Annotated in this window: 14 protein-coding genes; 7 read left to right on the top strand and 7 right to left on the bottom strand. The window is 62.2% G+C overall.

Annotated elements, in window-relative coordinates; genetic code table 11:
• Positions 1-27: 27 nt before the first annotated feature.
• The 5 genes from HCZ87_RS04935 to HCZ87_RS04915 all read right to left on the bottom strand — a co-directional run bounded on the left by HCZ87_RS04935 (position 28) and on the right by HCZ87_RS04915 (position 5885).
• Positions 28-1560: a DHA2 family efflux MFS transporter permease subunit gene (locus tag HCZ87_RS04935; protein ID WP_167642652.1), complete on the bottom strand. Its 1533-nt coding sequence runs from the start codon at positions 1558-1560 to the stop codon at positions 28-30.
• Positions 1561-2562 (bottom strand): HlyD family secretion protein, encoded by a 1002-nt coding sequence (locus HCZ87_RS04930; RefSeq protein ID WP_167642651.1) that lies wholly within the window; start codon positions 2560-2562, stop codon positions 1561-1563.
• A gap of 65 nt (positions 2563-2627) precedes the next feature.
• The gene (locus tag HCZ87_RS04925; RefSeq protein ID WP_167642650.1) at positions 2628-3155 is read right to left on the bottom strand and encodes a DUF1269 domain-containing protein; all 528 of its coding nucleotides are present in this window, start codon (positions 3153-3155) and stop codon (positions 2628-2630) included.
• Between the two features lie 69 nt (positions 3156-3224).
• Positions 3225-4361: a patatin-like phospholipase family protein gene (locus HCZ87_RS04920; RefSeq protein ID WP_254868523.1), complete on the bottom strand. Its 1137-nt coding sequence runs from the start codon at positions 4359-4361 to the stop codon at positions 3225-3227.
• A 135-nt stretch (positions 4362-4496) separates the two neighbouring features.
• Positions 4497-5885, bottom strand: coding sequence for an aspartate aminotransferase family protein (locus HCZ87_RS04915; RefSeq protein ID WP_167642649.1), 1389 nt, complete (start codon positions 5883-5885; stop codon positions 4497-4499).
• Between the two features lie 708 nt (positions 5886-6593).
• Between HCZ87_RS04915 and HCZ87_RS04910 the strand changes: the two genes are divergently transcribed.
• From HCZ87_RS04910 to HCZ87_RS04880, 7 genes are all read left to right on the top strand, one after another.
• The gene (locus HCZ87_RS04910) at positions 6594-7637 is read left to right on the top strand and encodes a UDP-glucuronic acid decarboxylase family protein (protein WP_368484086.1); all 1044 of its coding nucleotides are present in this window, start codon (positions 6594-6596) and stop codon (positions 7635-7637) included.
• Complete coding sequence (gene galE / locus HCZ87_RS04905) at positions 7634-8629, top strand: UDP-glucose 4-epimerase GalE (RefSeq protein ID WP_167642648.1); 996 nt, start codon at positions 7634-7636, stop codon at positions 8627-8629. The genes HCZ87_RS04910 and galE overlap by 4 nt, the downstream gene beginning before the upstream one ends.
• Positions 8616-10457 (top strand): glycosyltransferase family 2 protein, encoded by a 1842-nt coding sequence (locus HCZ87_RS04900; RefSeq protein WP_175582158.1) that lies wholly within the window; start codon positions 8616-8618, stop codon positions 10455-10457. The genes galE and HCZ87_RS04900 overlap by 14 nt, the downstream gene beginning before the upstream one ends.
• 1 nt (position 10458) lies before the next feature.
• A complete protein-coding gene (locus HCZ87_RS04895) occupies positions 10459-11391 on the top strand; it encodes a glycoside hydrolase family 26 protein (RefSeq protein ID WP_167642647.1) in 933 nt (310 codons plus the stop codon).
• A 299-nt stretch (positions 11392-11690) separates the two neighbouring features.
• Entirely contained in the window at positions 11691-11990 is a 300-nt protein-coding gene (locus tag HCZ87_RS04890) for a hypothetical protein (protein WP_167642646.1), read from the top strand.
• A 29-nt stretch (positions 11991-12019) separates the two neighbouring features.
• Positions 12020-12931 (top strand): glycosyl hydrolase, encoded by a 912-nt coding sequence (locus HCZ87_RS04885; protein WP_368484085.1) that lies wholly within the window; start codon positions 12020-12022, stop codon positions 12929-12931.
• Between the two features lie 264 nt (positions 12932-13195).
• Positions 13196-13705, top strand: a complete 510-nt coding sequence (locus HCZ87_RS04880) for a DUF995 domain-containing protein (protein WP_167642645.1) — start codon at positions 13196-13198, stop codon at positions 13703-13705.
• A gap of 62 nt (positions 13706-13767) precedes the next feature.
• Here the strand turns inward: HCZ87_RS04880 and HCZ87_RS04875 are convergent, their stop codons facing one another.
• A complete protein-coding gene (locus HCZ87_RS04875; protein WP_167642644.1) occupies positions 13768-15102 on the bottom strand; it encodes an HlyD family type I secretion periplasmic adaptor subunit in 1335 nt (444 codons plus the stop codon).
• Positions 15099-17000, bottom strand: coding sequence for a type I secretion system permease/ATPase (locus HCZ87_RS04870; RefSeq protein WP_254868525.1), 1902 nt, complete (start codon positions 16998-17000; stop codon positions 15099-15101). Before HCZ87_RS04870 ends, HCZ87_RS04875 begins: the two co-directional genes overlap by 4 nt.
• Positions 17001-17376: the final 376 nt, after the last annotated feature.

Genomic DNA, 17376 nt, shown 5'->3' with positions numbered 1-17376 from the left:
ACCCGCTCTGGAACAAGGCCGCCTCTGTCAGTGGACAGGCGCGGCCTTGCTGCCTGTTTTGGGGCGCTGCAAGATCAAGACCACCGGCAACATCGCAAAGGCCGCCCAGCCGGTCAGCCAAAAGGCATCCTGAAAGGCCAGCATGCTGGCCTGCGCCGCCACCTGCGCGGAGAGCTGCGCCGCGCCGGGAGCCGACTGCGCCGTCAGGCCCAGCGGTGCCAGATAGGCGTGAACCGCCGGGTTGTAGGCCGTCAGGCTGGCGCTCAGCGTGGCCCAGTGAAACTGGGTGCGTGCCGCCACCTGCCAGCCGATGATGGCAATCCCGATCGAGGAGCCCAGCGAACGGGTCACGCCATAGATGCCCGAGGCCTCGTCCTGTTTGTCCGGCCCGATGTTCTGAAACGCCAGCGTGGACATCGGCACGAAGAACAGCCCCATGCCAAACCCGGCAACGACACCCGGCAGCGCCAGATCCCAGAAACCGGCATTGAGGTTCAGCGACGCCAGCATCAGGTTGCCATAGCCAGTCAGACCAAGGCCAATGGCCACCAACAGGCGCGGATCGACCCGGTTGACCAGCACCGCGCCGGTGACCACCATGGAAAACCCCGCCGCGATGCCGCGCGGCATGAACAGATAGCCCGCCTCCAGCACCGGATAGCCAAGCAAGCCCTGCACAAACAACGGCAGCACCGCCAATGTGCCGAACATCGCCACCCCAAAGCCCATCATCGCGACATTCGCCCCGGCAAAGCTGCGATCGGTCAGCAGGCTGAAATCGACGATGTTGCGCTTCAGCCCCCAGCCCCGGACCACAAAGAACAGGCCCGAAACCACGGCAATAAAACCGCTGATCTGAATGAGCGGCGAGGCAAACCAGTCGTGCGACTGGCCCTGATCCAGCATCAGCTGCAAGGCTCCGATCATAAACACCATGAGTCCCAGCCCGACCCAATCAATATAAACCTTCTTGCTGTCTTCCTTTTTCAGCTCGCCCGAGATCATCAGCAGCGCAAAACCGGCGATCGGCAGGTTTACATAGAAGACCGCGCGCCAAGAAAACGTCTCGGTCAGGATCGCGCCGAGGGTGGGCCCCAGAACCGGGGCGACCACGACACCAAGACCAAACAGCGCCATCGCCTGGCCACGTTTTTCACGCGGGAAGCTGTCAAACAGAATGGACTGCGACAGGGGGATCAGGAAGGCGCCGAACAGCCCCTGACCCAGGCGGCAAAACACGATCATCTCGACGCTTTGCGACAACCCGCAGAGGGCGGAAAACAGCATGAAGCCCAGGATCGCCGTGGTGATCAGCCGTCTGCGCCCAAACATGCGCACAAAGAACCCGGTCAGCGGCATCACCACGACGGAGGCCACGATATAGCTGGTCAGGATCCAGATCGTCTGCTCGTTGGTGATGCCGAATGCGGCCTTCATATGCGGCAGGGCCACGTTCACAATCGTACTGTCCAGCACCTCCAGCACCGCGGTCAGAACCACGGCCAGGATGATCGGCCAGCGCGCTTTTGGGGCGGACGGGGCAAGCTCGGCGGCGGTCATCTACTTGGTATCCGCCTGAGAGGTATCCACCGTGGCGGTGACGCTGGCGCCGACCCGCAGCTGCAATGCCGCGTCCTTGGGGATGTCCTTGAGATCAATACGGACCGGGAAACGCTGGGTGACCTTGACCCAGTTGCCGGTGGCATTCTCGGGCGGCAACAGCGAAAAGGCCGCGCCGGATCCCGCGCCGATACTGTCAACCTGCCCCGTCAGCACGGTGCCGGGATACATGTCAACGGTGATCGAAACCGGCTGTCCGGGGGCGATGCGCGAAAGGTCGGTTTCCTTGAAATTGCCGTCCACCCACCAGCGCCCGTCTTCGACGATGGAAAACAGGGGTTGTCCGCTGTCAACCACCTGACCGGGGCGCAGGGAGATATTGCTCACCCAGCCATCCACCGGGGCGATGACCTTGGCGTGATCCAGTGCGATCTGCGCCTGTCTCAGCTGCCCCTGCGCGGCCCGCACGGTCGCATTGCTGTCACCGGCTTGCCCTGCTTGGTTCTGCGCGGCCTCCAATTGCGATTCGGCCTCATTCAGGGCGCTGACCGCCTGGTCCAGCGCGGTGCTGGACTGATCCAGCGCGGCCTGCGCCACATCGCCGCTGTCAAACAGCATTTTCTTGCGGTCATAATCGGTCTGGGCTTCCTGGCGTGCCGCCTGTGCGGCGGTCACCCGCGCCTGCGCCGCAGAAACGGCAGCACGGGAGGAGCCGGCGTTTTGCTGTGCCAGCTCGTAGTTGGCCTGCGCGGTTTCGACCGCGGCTTCCAGCTGGGCGCTGTCGATCTTGAAGAGCAGATCTCCGGCTTTCACATAGCTGTTTTCCGACACCGGAACCTCGGTGACGCGGCCAGAGACCTGCGGTGCGACCGAGAGGATATTGGCTTGCAGATAGGCGTCATCCGTCTTGGGATAAATCAGCCCGTGTTGATACCACCAGAGCATGCCACACCCGGCAAGTACCGCGGCGACTGCAACGCCGATCAGCTTAAATTTTTTCATCTATCATTCCACCGTCAAATCAGCACGCGGGCCAGAACCGGTCGATCCGGTTCTGGCTTACCACTTCAGGCTGGCGCCTGCGTTGCCTGCCCGCCATCAATTCCGGCATGCATTTCGTTGAAGGTCCGGCGCAAGTGCTCTTCCTTGCTGCGATCGAGATTTGTGCGGATGATGTGGCCCCCCTTGATGCCAAGCCGCTTGATCACGCGGTCTGTCGCCTCGGTGCGCACCATCATGAAAAGCGCCGCCTGTCCGGGCTGGAGCACGTTGGACACGTCTTTCATGAAATTGTCATTGATGCCGTAATCGCTCAATGCGCCCGACAAGGCGCCAGCACCGGCACCGACGGCAGCCCCCAGGAACGGGTTGAAGAACAGCAGCCCCGCCAGCACCCCCCACATGGCACCGCTTGCGGCCCCGACCGACCAGAGGTTGACCATCTGGTCGAGCTTGATTTTGCCCTCCTCGTCGGCGGTGGCAACAACGGCGTCCGCCACATCCACGAGATATTCCTTTGCCATGCCGAACAGCTCTGTTCGCGCGGCTTCGGCCTGTTTCGGGGTGTCATATCCGATTACGATAAGTTCATTCATTGTCTTGCTCCTTTGGTTGTGGCTGGGGTCGCGGCCCTTCGCTTGCGCGGGACATGGCCCTGCGGCGGCTCAGCCGGATGTCGTGGATGTTCTGGTGCTGGCGCTGGTGTCGGTGGCGCTGAGGTCAAAGACCTGCAAGCCCTCCTGGCCGATGGTGCGGCCCTGCCATGCCTCGTGGTTCAGCGTGCGCGCCACGTCCTCGCGCCCCTCTGCCCAATGCTGGGTCATGGACAGCCGCGAGAATTCATAATCCTTGGTGCCGCCCTCAAAGCTCTGTTTGCGGTGAATGAGCTCCACCAGGGTGATCGGACAGGCCGGACCGGCGGCCTGAAGGGCCAGAAGGTCTGGATCCTGTTTCAGCGCGTCCGGCAGCTTGGCGGCCAGCCGATTTGCCGATGCACGCAAGCGATGCAAGTCGCGGTAGCGGTCGGTGGTCAGCCGGGTTCGGCTGGAAAAGCGAATGTCCTTTTCGCGCTGGCCAACATCCGCCAGGCTCTCTGGCGCGTTTCCACGAGCGCTGAAGAGATCAATCTGGAAAATCAGCGTTGGCTCTGCGCCGAGGTTGTCCATCACGAATTGCAAGGGCGTGTTGGAGACCAGCCCGCCGTCCCAGTAGAACCGCCCGTCGATCTCGACCGGGGCAAACCCCGGCGGCAGGGCGCCGCTGGCCATGATATGGTCTGGCGTGATCTCCATGGCGGCACTGTCGAAATAGGCGAAATTGGCGGTTTCGACATCAACCGCACCGATACTCAGCCGGGGACCCTTTGTGTTCAGATAGTCAAAATCGACAAAGTCGAGAAGCGTCTTGCGCAGGGGAGATGTGTCATAGACGCTGATCGCCGGATGCGGGACAAAGGGCAAAAAGCTGGCCGGCCAGCGCGGGGTGAAAAACCCCGGCACACCAGTGGCCAGCACATTCGCCGCCGCTGCCTCGCCATAGAGCGAACGCCAGAACGGCACCGTGATCGGTGCGGTTGCAAGCCGTGCGGTCACCCGCTCCCAAAAGCCGGTCAAGGCGGCGCGCCGATCCTCGGGCGGATTGCCACAGATCAGCGCGGCATTGATCGCGCCGATCGAAATCCCCGCCACCCAATTGGCGTCCAGCCCCGCCTCGGCAAGCGCGGTATACGCGCCCGCCTGATAGGCCCCAAGCGCCCCGCCGCCCTGTAGCACAAGTACGTTTGTTTCACCCATGTTCGACATCGCAACAGATCCTCGGTGTATCGCCGCATCCCGATGCAGCAGTCCGTTGCAGGGAATATGGGAACGCAAGGGATCACGGAGCTTGTCCGAACCTTACTTCTTTGTATGAAAACGCAAGATCGCGGCGCGGAGAGGTCAGGCCCCCTTCATTGCCGCCCGGATGTCCGCGTCATCCAATGTCAGATCCAGAACGCGGCGGGTGCGCGCAACGATGCTGTCGATCTCTTCGTCCGTGCAGCAGAGCGGCGGCGCAAAGCCGATGACACCATGGTTGAAGGCACGCACCACAAGACCGTTTTCCCAAGCCCGGTCAAATCCGCGATGCCCGAAATCCGCCGCCGCAGGCAAGGGAGTCTTTTTTGACTTGTCGGTGACCAATTCCAGCGCCGCGAGCATGCCGCGCCCGCGCACTTCGCCCACCAGCGGATGGTCGGCGAGCCCGCGAAGCCCATTCATCAACCGTTCGCCCATGGCGCGGCCATTTTCCAGCAATCCGCCCTCCTCATAGAGGCGCAGCACCTCCAGCCCCACGGCGGCGCTGACCGGATGGCCCGAATAGGTAAACCCATGCCCCACCGCCGCCGCCCCGGCGCCCTCGGCGATGACCTGATAGACGTGATCCGACAGGAACACCGCCCCCATCGGCGCATAGCCCGAGGTCAGCCCCTTGGCGACGGTCATCAGATCCGGCACCACGCCCTCGTCCGCGCAGGCAAAGAGCGGCCCGGTGCGGCCAAAACCGGTGATCACCTCATCGGCAATGAACAGGATATCAAGCTCCCGGCACAACTCGCGCATCGCTTTCAGCCAACCCTTGGGCGGCACGATGACGCCACCGGACCCTTGGATCGGCTCGACATAGAAGGCTGCCACCCGATCCGCGCCGATCTCCTGCACCTTGTCGCGCAGCGCTTTGCAGGAGGCGGCGATGATGGTCTCTGCATCCTCGCCCTTGGGGTTGCGATAGGGATAGGGCGACGGGATTTTATGCTGCCAGTCAAACGGCAGGCCAAATCCGTGATGAAAGAGCGGCAGCGCGGTCAAACCCGCGCCAACGCTGGACGAGCCGTGATAGCCCTGCTCCAGCGAGATAAATTGATCACGTTGCGGCTGGCCCTTGGCGTGGTGGAAATAGCGCACGAACCGCACCGAGGAATCCACCGCGTCCGAGCCACCAAGGGTGAAGTAAACATGATCCAGATCGCCCGGCGCGCGCTCGGCCAGTGCCGCCGCGAGACGGATCGGCGCCTCGCTGCCCAGTCCGAAATAGCCGGTCGCATAGGGCAGATCGCGCATTTGCTGCGCCGCTGCCTCAACCACGCTCTCGTGCCCGTAGCCCGCATTGACGCACCAGAGCCCGGCAAAACCATCGAGCAGCTCGCGCCCTTCGGCATCGGTAACCGTGGCCCCGCGCGCCGACCGCAGACAGCGCACCCCGGCCTGTTCATGCCCGCGCCAGGAGGCGACAGGATGCACCAGATGGGCGCGATCCAGTTCGATCAGAGAATTGCTGAAGTTGGTCATAATTACCCCCAAGCCTGCTTGGCCGATGCAAAAGGTTGCGCGCGCGGGCAGACGTTGCCGCCGATCCCCGCGCCCCGAGGCACAGTGCCAGCAGTCCCTCTGCCCCACCCTTGCCGCCCCGGCTGGGCTTCACTCTAGGCTCGCTTTGGCCAAAGCTTCTGCGGTGTTGCTTCGCAATAGGCATGATCCTGTGCTGAAAACGCAGACGCGACGGCATATGCTGCTATTGGGCTGCCTTTTGGCGCTGACGCCGTTGTTTCCCTCCGCCCGAAAAAAACGCGCGGCGCTTTCGGATATAAACCGGCTTTAATTCAGGGGGCTAAACTGATATATGTAGCTCCAAGGATTAGGGATATATATCTTAGCGATTCGCACACCGCTTTTAACCCTTCCCGCCATTTCTTCCCCTTTTACCCTCGAAAAAACAAGCCATGGCTGCGGCGGGCTTTGTCCATTCTCCTGCCGGTCGCAAAATTTCGGGAAAAAGTGACAATAACTTGACTTAAACTTTGCCGGACTGGGAAGCTGTGTATCCGGGGAGCGGCGTTCAGGTTTGCCACCTTCCCGCTATGTAACGAATGGGCAATTAACGAGTAAAAAGGGGCCTTTATCCCCCGCCATGCGGTCTGTCGCAGAAGCATTCCTGTCTGCGGCAGACGAACGAGTAGCGCATGACGCACCGCGCCCTAGCTGTGGGGAGCTACCGTCGTGAATCAATTTCTATCTGTGTCAGAAGGTCGTCACTTAGGACAAAAAGACACGCCTGTTTATCATCGCCGCAATACCGTCCTGGTCGCCGGTGGCGCAGGGTTTCTCGGGGCTCGGATTTGCGAGCGTTATATTGAAAAGGGTTATTGCGTTTATTGCCTGGACAATCTGTCCACCGGGCGGCTGTCCAATATTTCTCATCTTCTGGATCTGCCGCAATTCCGCTTTTTTCGCCATGACGTGGTCCTGCCGATCACCCTGCCCGGGCCGGTGTCGCTGATCTACAATATGGCCTGCCCGGCCTCGCCGCCGCGCTATCAGATTGATCCGATCCACACCATGCTGACCTGCGTCACCGGGGCCATCAACCTGCTGGATCTCGCCGGCCAGCATAAGGCCCGGATCCTTCAGGCCTCGACTTCGGAGGTCTACGGCGATCCCAGCGTCAGCCCGCAATGCGAAAGCTACCTGGGCAACGTCAATACCGTTGGTCCACGCTCTTGCTATGACGAGGGCAAACGCGCGGCGGAAACGCTGTTCCACGATTACCACCTCGCGCGCGGGGTCGATATCCGCATCGCACGTATCTTCAACACCTATGGTCCGGGCATGGATCCGCTGGACGGGCGAGTGGTGTCGAATTTCGTCACCCAGGCGCTCAAAGGAGTGCCGATCACCATTTACGGACGCGGAGCGCAAACCCGCTCGTTCTGCTATCGCGACGATCTGGTCGAGGGGTTACTGGCGCTGATGCACTGCAAGAAGGACCTGGCCGCGCCGGTCAATATCGGCAACCCCGGCGAATTCACCATTGCTGAGCTCGCCACGCAGGTGCTGGCGCTGACCGGCTCGCGGTCTCCTCTATGCTACCGGCCGCTGCCGCAGGATGATCCGCAACAACGGCGCCCCGATATTTCGGTTGCCATGCGCGAACTCGGCTGGCGCCCCAAGGTCAAACTGGCCGATGGGCTGCGGCAAACGATTTCCTATTTCGCCTCCGAACTGCGCCGCAATGCGCCCCAAGACGCGAAGGTGGTGGTATGAGACCCGTCGTCCTTGTCACCGGCGGCGCCGGCTTTATCGGCAGCCATGCCTGCAAAGCGCTGGCGGCGGCGGGATATCTGCCGGTGACCCTGGACAATCTGACCACCGGCCACCGCGATGCGGTCAAATGGGGACCGCTGGAGACCGCAGACATTCGCAACCGCGCCGCTGTCGCCGCGATCCTGAAGCGGCACCAGGTGGAGATGGTGATGCATTTTGCCGCCGCCGCCTATGTCGGCGAGTCGGTGCAAAAACCCGGCTTTTACTATGACAACAACGTCGCCGGCACCCTGTCGCTGCTGACCGCGATGAGGCTCGCCGGGGTTCACCGGATCGTCTTTTCCTCCAGCTGTGCAACCTATGGCATTCCGGCGCTCCAGCCGATCCGGGAGACAACGCCGCAACAGCCGATCAACCCCTATGGCCGCACCAAACTGATCTGCGAGCAAATGATCCAGGACATCGCCCGGGCCACTGGCCTGCGTTTTGCGATGCTGCGCTATTTCAACGCCTGTGGCGCCGACCCGGAGGGCGAGCTGAGCGAACGCCACCGCCCCGAGACCCATCTGATCCCGCTGGCACTACTGGCGGCCACCGGGCGCGGCAACCCCTTGCGGGTTTTTGGCACCGATTATGACACGCCGGATGGCACCTGCGTGCGCGACTATATCCATGTCAGCGATCTGGCCGAGGCGCATGTGCAGGCGGTGCAATGGCTGATGGCGGGGCATGAGAATCTGACCGTGAACCTCGGCACCGGGATCGGCTATTCGATCCTGGAGATCCTAAGCGCCATTCCCGAGGTGACAGGCCGCACCCCGGCCTGGAGCCCCGCCGCGCGACGTGCTGGCGATCCGCCGATGCTGGTGGCCGATACCAGCCGGGCCCAGCGCTTGCTTGGGTTTCAACCGCGCCATTCCGAACTCAAGACAATCCTACGCCATGCCGCGCCCACATTCGGACTGAAGGTCATCGAACATGCCGCGGCCTGAGCCCCATATGCCAGTGCCCGGCGATACGCTGCGTCCGCTCTGGTCGCCCGCCCAACGCTGGCGCAACCGGGCCTTGAGCCTCCTGTGGCTGCTCAGCGTGGTCTATTTCTGGGCCTGGTGGCTGCGGCCCGCACATGCGGAGGCCGGTGCGCAATATTGGGTTGCGAGCCTCGCGCTGGCATGGCTGCTGTTCTTGCAGGCCTTCTTTATGGTGATCTTCCCGCGCGCCCGCATTCCCGCCGCCGCGCCGCCGGACCCGCAGCACATGCGGGTGGCCATGATCGTGACCAAGACGCCATCCGAACCCCTGTCGGTGCTAATCCCGACCTTGCAGGCGATGCTGCGCCAGAGCTACCCGCATGACACATGGCTCGCCGATGAGGCCCCGGATGAGGCGACCCGCAAATGGTGCGCCGCCCATGGGGTACAGATCTCCACCCGCCAGAACCAGCCCGAGTACCACCGCAAGAGCTGGCCCCGCCGCACCCGCTGCAAGGAGGGCAACCTGGCGTTTTTCTACGACCATTTTGGCTATGATCACTATGACGTGGTGTCCCAGCTCGACGCCGATCACGTGCCCGGGCCCGACTATCTGCAAGAGATCATGCGTGGCTTTGCCGACCCGAAGGTCGGCTATGTCAGCGCCCCCAGCATCTGCGCCAGAAATGCCGGGCAAAGCTGGGCCGCGCGCAGCCGCCTCTATACCGAAGCGGTGTTTCACGGTGTTTTTCAGGCGGGATACGCGGCGACGCTGACGCCAATGTGCATCGGCTCCCATTACGCGGTGCGCACCCGCGCCCTGCGTTCGGTGGGCGGGCTTGGCCCGGAACTGGCCGAGGATCACTCCACCACGCTCTTGATGAATGCGGGCGGCTGGCGCGGGGTGCACGCCTTCAACGCCATTGCCTATGGCGACGGGCCTGCCAATATCGCCGACCTCTGCACCCAGGAGTTTCAATGGTCGCGCAGCCTGGTGACGCTCTTGCTGCAATATACGCCCGCCTATCTGGCCCGATTGCCGCTCAGGCTGAAATTCCTGTTCCTGTTTTGCCAGATGCTCTATCCGCTCATCGCGGGTTTTATGCTGCTCTTTTACCTGATGCCGATTGCGGCGCTGCTGTTTGACATCCGCTATGCCAATGTCACCTTCCCCGCCTTTATCGGGCATCTTCTGCCGCAGGGGATCGCGCTGACCGCCTTGATTTATATGATCAGATCCGACGGCTATATGCGCCCGGCGGAGGCGCGCGTGATAGCCTGGGAAAAGGCGCTGTTTCTGGTGCTGCAATGGCCCTGGGTGCTCTGGGGCTGCCTGATGGCCGTGCGCGACAGGCTGGCGGGCGGGTTTGTGGACTTCCGTATCACCCCCAAGGGCGAAGCCGCCAAGGCCAGCCTGCCGGGACGGATCCTTGCGGTCTATGGCGCGCTTGCGCTTGGCTGCCTGCTGCCTGTCCTGCTGGTCGATGACCTGCAAAATGCCCAGGGTTTTTACATTCTCTGCGCGATAAACGGGCTGCTTTATGCTATCGTCGTCGCAGTCACGGTGGTCGATCACTATCGTCACACTGCGCCCGCGGCGGCCAGCCTCACCCTGAGCGATGCGGGCAAGCTGGCGCTACCCGGCCTTCTTGCCTGTATCCTGCTGTTCGCCATCGGCCATCGCGGCCTTGAGAGCAGCTATGCCCTGTCGCTCGGCCTGGACCCCTATGCCCTCTTCAAAGAGCAATATGCCGTTGCGGGCGCGGGCATGGGCGGCGCCGGAAAAACCATTCTGTTGTTTGATCCGCATTGGAACGAACAACAATCATCGAGACCTCTGGAGGACTGATATGACACTGCTATTGCACAGTATTTCCCGGCGCCTTTGCTTGCTGGCAATGGCCGTTATGCCCTTGTTCGTGCTGGCATCCCCGGCGGTGCAGGCGGCCCCGCCCGGCACCATGCCCTTTGGCGTCTATGATCCCAATGGCGGCTTCACCGATGACCCGGATGTGCAGATCGAACATCTTTTCCTCCCCTGGGAGGATGTCTACCTGCCTTCGCTGACCGCCGCAGATGACTATGCGCTGGAACGGGGCCGGTCGATCCTTGTGACCATCGAACCCTGGACCTGGAGCCGCGATCAGCGCAACACCCCGGCGGCGCTGATCGAGGGGATCTTTGGCGGAGAATATGATGCCAACATACGCGAAATCTGCTCCATTCTCTCGGAGTTTTCCTCGCCAGTCACCATCCGCTGGGCGCAGGAAATGGAGGATGCCTCCGGGCAGTTCATCTGGGCCGACTGGCAGCCCGAAACCTATATCGCCGCCTATCGCAGGGTGGTAGAGACCTGCCGCACGGTCGCCGACGACATCGACTATATGTGGTCTCCGCTCGGCTATGAGACGCTGGCCGATTACTTCCCGGGCGAGGATTATGTGGATGTGATCGGCATATCCGTCTTTGGCCTGCAAGCCTGGGAAGAACAGATCCTGGGCGAGGCGCAGGGGTTTCTGGATATCTTTGAGCCGCGCTATGACCGCGTGCGGGCGTTTGGCCTGCCCATCGTGGTGGCGGAGCTCGGCTATATCGGCGATGCCGATTATGTCGCCAGCTGGAACGCGGCGGTGCGTCAGAACCTCGACGCCTATGAGGCCTTGCAGGCGGTTGTCTACTTCAACCAAAAAGAGGTCTACCCCTGGCCTGACGGCTTTGGTCTGCCGGATTGGCAGTTCCCGCAGAACACGCTGGAGCCGCGCCAAGCCCTGTTGCAGGACTGATTCCGGCCTATTTCCGAGGGGTATCGGCAAGAATCCGCAGATCCCCTCGCCCGCCTGAACCTGTAGCGGCCCGCCTCCTCGCGGGTCGTTTTGTTTCAGATCTTTAGCGAACGTATGACCAGGCGCGCGGGGCAACGGCGGGCGGGGCCCGGTTGGCTCGAAAATTCAATTAATCCGATATTAGGCGGTCGCCTCGACAATGGTTTTGTCGAGGCTTGCCTGTTTTGTTAGCTTCCGCGCAGGGCTCGATCCTTGAACGCAGTAAAACAGCCCCCAAACGGGGCGCAAGAGGCAGTGACATGACGATTATCGCGAGGTTCTTCGCCGGACCGCGCCTGACGGCGACCTTTTTGCCGCTGGCGGCTCTTCTCCTTTCCCTTTTTGTCGCAACCGCGCCGGTTCCGGCGCAGGCCGGATCTGGGGATCAACCCACCCGATCACAGCAACAAATTCGCCTGCCCAAGGGCGATCTGAACCTGCTGCGCAAACCGACAGTCAAGACCAACCAGACCATCCGCAGCGCCCGCCGCATCGGATCCGGCAGCTATGTTTGCTCGGCGGCTGGTTTTGGACAGCGCTCGCGCTGTCACGCCAACTGAGCCCAGATCGGTTGCCGTCGGAACGGGACGTGAGAAATTTGCGCAGTGTCGATGAATGCCGGGTGGCGTCTGTGGCTTGGGGGAAGGAACTCCTGACCCAAGGGCTTTGGCTGCTCTGTCTTGGTCTCGCCCTCCTCCTAAGCAGCCGGCCGCTGCATGCGCAGCACGCTGGCGTCGGGGCCTGGGAAAACGCGGATTATTCCATGCTCGGCTGGATAGAGTCACAGCCCGGGCTCGGTTGGTACTATAACTGGCGCATGGATCAGCTCTGGACTCCGACCCGGCAAAAACGGGCCGTTGAATTTGTGCCGATGATCCATGGCGCAGAAAATGTGAATGACCCGATCAATATGGACGGTCGGGCGCGGGCCTTGCTGGGGTTCAACGAACCGGACGGCCAGAGCGGCAGCCATCAATCCGCCCTTAGTGTTGAACGCGCCATAAAACTCTGGCCCAGGCTGGAGGCGCGCGGGTTGCGGCTTGGCAGTCCGGCCACCACCCAGGCGCAAACGCTGGGGCCAAAATCCTGGCAGCATCGTTTCATGACACAGGCCGAGGCGCGCGGCCTGCGGGTGGATTTTATGGCGGTGCATTATTACTCCAGCGATGGCGACATCGACGCCTTTCGCCGCTGGCTGACCGAGGGCCATCAGACCTACCGCCGTCCGATCTGGGTCACCGAATTCGCCTATATCGACTGGCGCCGACCGCAGCAGGCCCGCTATGCGGCCAATGCACGCTTTGCGAAAGACGCCATTCGCATGCTGGACCGCCTGCCCTTCGTGGAGCGCTACGCCTGGTTTGCCGCCAATCCCTACAGCTGGCAGGGCCGGGTGCCGCAGATCAATCTGGTCGATGATCGCCTGACCCCCACGCCAATCGGTGCGGCCTATCTCAAGGCGCTGTCCGAACGCGGACCACGGCTGTCGGCCCTACGTTGATCACCCCGATATTAATCGAGGCAATTACAGTGTTTTCAAACTGTTAGAGTTGCCTTGATTGTGTATTTATGGCAGTCTTTCTAGACAGCACAGGCTGACAAACTGGCCCTTTTTCCGGCCGGATGTCCCATGGGCGGGCCCAGGGAAAATTGATGCAGAACGGAGCAGGTTCTGCCGCGGCAATGGCATGGGGGTGCCGCCGCGCAGCCATCAATAGTGCGTTCCAACACTCACCTATACAGGCGCAGGTTTGGAGGAATGTTAATGAGTATTTCAAGTCAGATTATGGCTGTCTCGCTTGTGGCGATTGTCGGCATTGCCAACCCGTCCGCAATGGTCACCAAGGCCCGCGCAGGCATGTTGGTAACGGGCGGGTCTCAGCCGCTCTCGCCCGAATTTGTCTACAGAGTGTTTGCCGGCCATAGCGCCGATTGGGGCGGCGGCTCCTATGCATTCTGGGCGCCCGATGGCGTGTTCTATTCCGTCAATACCGCCGAGCAAAGCCTTGGCTATGGCAAGTGGTATGCCACCAGCAGCGGGCGCATGTGCTACGAGGCCGACTGGGTCTGGCGTCAGGATTTTGGCGTCGAACAAAAGGCGGTAAAGACCTGCACCCGCTTTCGCATGGATCCAGGTGGCGAAATGTGGTCGACCACCGGCAACCAGACCGGACCGTGGTTTCCCTTCACCACCGACAATTTGACCCTCGGCAATAGCGTCGCGCCGATCTATAGCGCGATGTATTCCAGGATGGGTCTGCCATTGCGCCAGTGACGCCGCCGCCCGGGTCCGCGATCACCGGGGGGAGAGGGGTTGCGCCCCCTCCCCCCCTTTTTTTATTGCTCGCGGAAGGCCCGGGACATGCTGTCGCGCACCGGTTTGATCAGATATTGAAAGAACGTCCGTTCCTGGGTTTGGATCATCACCTCGGCAGGCATGCCCGGCACCGGTACAAAATCGGTGGCGCGGTGGTACTCTTCTGGTGATAGCGCGATATGGGCCACATAGACCTCGCGCGGGACGCCATTTGACGTGTCGGTGATCGCATCCGCCGAGACATAGCGCACCTGTCCGATCAACACCGGGGTGGTCCGCTGGTTGAGCGCCGAGAGCCGGATAATCGTGTCCTGACCCACGGAAATACTGTCGATATCGGTGCGCGGCACCAGTGTTTCGACCAGCAGGGGCGCATCGGCGGGCAGGATCTCTGCGATGGGTTTGCCGCTCTCGATCACGCCACCGGCGCTGTGATAATGGAGCCGCACCACGGTGCCGCTGACCGGAGCCACGACGCTGGAGCGGGACAACACGTCCTGCGCCTTGCGGGATTGCTCCCGGATCGAGTCAAGCTCGGCCTGGATCGCCTGCAACTCGTCCAGCGCGTCCTGGCGCTGATCCGAACGCAGCTTGTCAATTTCCAGCTCGAACTTCTGCCGGGCACGCTCAATCTCGGCTATTTCCGCTTTGATCCGGGCGACATGGCCTTTGGTTTCCAACACCGCCCGGTGCACCGAGTTATACTCGGGCCGCCGGATCAGGCCATCCTCCAGCAGCTTTTGCTTGTCGGCCAGCTCCTCGTCGAGGCTGACGGCCCGCTCCAGATAGGCCTCCAGCTGCGCCTCATAGCCGCCGCTGCGGATCTCAAGCGACTCCTTGCCGTTGATCAGGATCGCCAGCTCGCTCTCCTGCAAGTGACGCGCCGAGGCAAAGGTCAATCGCTGATCCGTAAGAAGGTCGGCCACTTCATCATTTTCCTGCGCCATCCGTATCAGGCTTGGCAGGAAGTGGACCTCATTGTCGGCGTTGAACTCGGCCCGCACCCGCGCCTCGGCGGCCTCCAGGCGGGCGCGACGCAGCTCCAGCTCTCGCAGATCGGCCTGCGCTGCCGTGTGATTCAACAGCAGCAGCTCGTCGCCCTCCTCGACGTGATCGCCTTCGGAAATCAGGATCTTGGCGATGATACCGCCCTCCAGATGCTGCACGATCTTGTTGCGCCCGGTGGCCACAAACGAGCCTTGCGAGATCACCGCTGCGGCCAGGGGCGCGCGAAACGCCCAGGCTCCGAAGCCGCCAAAGGCGATGATCATCAGCGAAATACCAAAGATCGCCTGTTTGCGGATCGAGCGCGGCACCGCGTGATGCCAGTCCTGGATATTCACACCGTCGGTCATGTCAGCGTCCCCCCGTTGGGTGTCGGGCCGCCAGTGGCTCCCGGCGCCTGGCCTTGCTGATGATTTGCAAGTTGTTTCAATATGGTATCGCGTGCACCGATCATTGCGACATTACCACCGGCCAGCAGCATGATCTTGTCCACCGCGCTTAGCAGAGTGGGTTTCTGGGTGATCACCACCACCGTGATTTTGTTGCGCCGGGCGTGGTCGATCGCCCGCGCCAGCGCCTTGTCGCCCGCCACATCGAGGTTGGAGTTCGGCTCGTCCAGCACCAAGAGGCGCGGATCACCAAAGAAGGCCCGCGCCAGGGCGACACGCTGTTTCTGGCCGCCTGACAACGGCGAGCCATCGGCGGAAACCATGGTTTCATAGCCCTGCGGCAGCGAGGCGATCATATCGTGCACATCCGCCAGCATCGCGGCGCGGTGGATTTGCTCGTCGGTGGCGTCCATGCGCATCCGGGCGATGTTGTCCTTGATTGAGCCGGGAAACAGCTGCACGTCCTGCGGCAGATAGCCGATGTTCTCGCCCAGCTGGCGCGGATCCCAGTTGCGCAGATCCATCAGATCCAGCCGCACATTGCCCGAAGTCGGCATGATCGACCCCACCAGCATCTTGCCCAGCGTGGTTTTCCCCGCACCGGAATTGCCGATAACCGCCAGCGTGTCGCCCGGATCCAGCGAGAAGCTGAGCGCATTGAGCACAACCTGCTTGGTGCCGCCCGGCACATAGAGCAGCCGCTCCACATCCAGCCGGCCTTCGGGCTGCGGCAGCCACAGCCGCTCGAACTGAAACCCGGATCGGGTCAGGAGATGCGCGATCCGCCCGTAGGCGGCGCGGGACAGCAAAAAGGCATTCCAGCCCTCGATCGCCCCCTCGACCGGTGCCAGGGCCCGGCCTGCGATGATCGAGGCGGCAATCACCATACCGCCGGTGATCTCGCCCTCGATGGCCAGATAGGCCCCCCAACCGAGCATCCCCACCTGGGTCAGCAACCGCACGCCGCGCGAAAATGTCGCGGAAATAACATTGCGATCCTGCGCGCAGACCTGAGCCGTGAGTGAGGCTGCGGTATCCCGCCCCCAGATGGTCACCGCTTCGGGGATCATCGCCAAGGCGTTGATGATCTGGCTGTTGCGGGTCATGGAGTCGAGATGCAGGTTGGCCCGGGACTGGGCCTGATTGGCCTGCGCGAAGGGCTTCGCCGTAAACCGTTGATTGACCAGGGCAATCACCAACAGAACAATTGCGGTTGTCACGACGATAAACCCCAGGTGGGGATGTACGAGAAAGATAGCCAGCAAGAAGATGGGCGCAAAGGGCACGTCGAGAAAGGCCATCAACGTGCCGGAGGTCAGGAAACTGCGCACCTGTTGCAGATCCCCCAACGCCTGATATTCGCGCCCATTGCTATGCAGCGAAGCATGCGCCGCGGCGCTCAGGATCGGCGCGCCAAGGCGGGCGGCCACCTCGACTGCGGTGCGCATCAACATGAAGCGGCGCACAGCGTCAAAGAGCGATTGCAGGATCACCGCGCCGGCGATCACCATGGTCAGCATGATCAGCGTATCCACGGACCGGCTCGTCAGCACCCGGTCGGAAATCTGAAACAGGTAGATCGGGATCGCCAAAACCAGAATATTGGTGGCGCAGGTCATCAGCATCACGAAACCCATATTGCGACGGACCGCGGCCACCCCCTCGCGCAGGCTTTTTTCGAAATTCTGCGGCCCGAGCCGCCGGTGGAAACGGGTATTGCCATTGCCATTGCCGCCTCCGCCGTTCCCGGTGCCACCGCCGCTTGGCGGTTGCGGTCCCCCGCTGCGGGTGGTGGGGCTGGTCGCGGTGTTGCGCGCCTCGATGGGAGGGGTGCCGAGCCCTTTGACCATCGGGTCCATCCGCGCCTCCTCTGATGTGCGGCTCTCCTCTGTCTTGCGGGCCTCAGTCTTGGGCGGCTCAGTCTTGGGCAGCTCGGTCTTGGGCGGCTCCTGCGACAGCGGTGTCTCGGGCGTATCCTGCTGTGACGGGGCGGATGGGTCCACGCGCGCTGCGGCGTGTTTGGTACCGGCAAGGTTGGCGCCTTCATCCGAGGCTTGCCTTGCGGCCGCATCCTGCGCCCTGGCCCTGGCCTCTTCCTTGAGCTTCCATGACGCACGCAGTTTCAGCGGCATCGGAATATCATCCGGGGATGGGGTCTCTTCCTCAGGCTGAAGTGGCCCGGTTTCCCTCGACTTGCTCAACGAGGACATGGCCTTGGCCTGCCACTCTTGCATT

It is taken from the genome of Phaeobacter sp. HF9A, assembly GCF_011806385.1.
Taxonomy (GTDB): Bacteria; Pseudomonadota; Alphaproteobacteria; order Rhodobacterales; family Rhodobacteraceae; genus Epibacterium.
This window is presented reverse-complemented; position numbering and strand designations above follow the sequence as displayed.

What these genes read in the sequence shown, in the direction of transcription:
- HCZ87_RS04895 (WP_167642647.1), top strand. Translation starts at nt 10,459, where the DNA reads ATGACACTGCTATTGCACAGTATTTCCCGGCGCCTTTGCTTGCTGGCA.
- HCZ87_RS04890 (WP_167642646.1), top strand. Translation starts at nt 11,691, where the DNA reads ATGACGATTATCGCGAGGTTCTTCGCCGGACCGCGCCTGACGGCGACC.
- HCZ87_RS04935 (WP_167642652.1), bottom strand. Translation starts at nt 1,560, where the DNA reads ATGACCGCCGCCGAGCTTGCCCCGTCCGCCCCAAAAGCGCGCTGGCCG.
- HCZ87_RS04870 (WP_254868525.1), bottom strand. Translation starts at nt 17,000, where the DNA reads ATGGACCCGATGGTCAAAGGGCTCGGCACCCCTCCCATCGAGGCGCGC.
- HCZ87_RS04880 (WP_167642645.1), top strand. Translation starts at nt 13,196, where the DNA reads ATGAGTATTTCAAGTCAGATTATGGCTGTCTCGCTTGTGGCGATTGTC.
- HCZ87_RS04930 (WP_167642651.1), bottom strand. Translation starts at nt 2,562, where the DNA reads ATGAAAAAATTTAAGCTGATCGGCGTTGCAGTCGCCGCGGTACTTGCC.
- HCZ87_RS04900 (WP_175582158.1), top strand. Translation starts at nt 8,616, where the DNA reads ATGCCGCGGCCTGAGCCCCATATGCCAGTGCCCGGCGATACGCTGCGT.
- HCZ87_RS04920 (WP_254868523.1), bottom strand. Translation starts at nt 4,361, where the DNA reads ATGTCGAACATGGGTGAAACAAACGTACTTGTGCTACAGGGCGGCGGG.
- HCZ87_RS04915 (WP_167642649.1), bottom strand. Translation starts at nt 5,885, where the DNA reads ATGACCAACTTCAGCAATTCTCTGATCGAACTGGATCGCGCCCATCTG.
- HCZ87_RS04925 (WP_167642650.1), bottom strand. Translation starts at nt 3,155, where the DNA reads ATGAATGAACTTATCGTAATCGGATATGACACCCCGAAACAGGCCGAA.
- galE (WP_167642648.1), top strand. Translation starts at nt 7,634, where the DNA reads ATGAGACCCGTCGTCCTTGTCACCGGCGGCGCCGGCTTTATCGGCAGC.
- HCZ87_RS04875 (WP_167642644.1), bottom strand. Translation starts at nt 15,102, where the DNA reads ATGACCGACGGTGTGAATATCCAGGACTGGCATCACGCGGTGCCGCGC.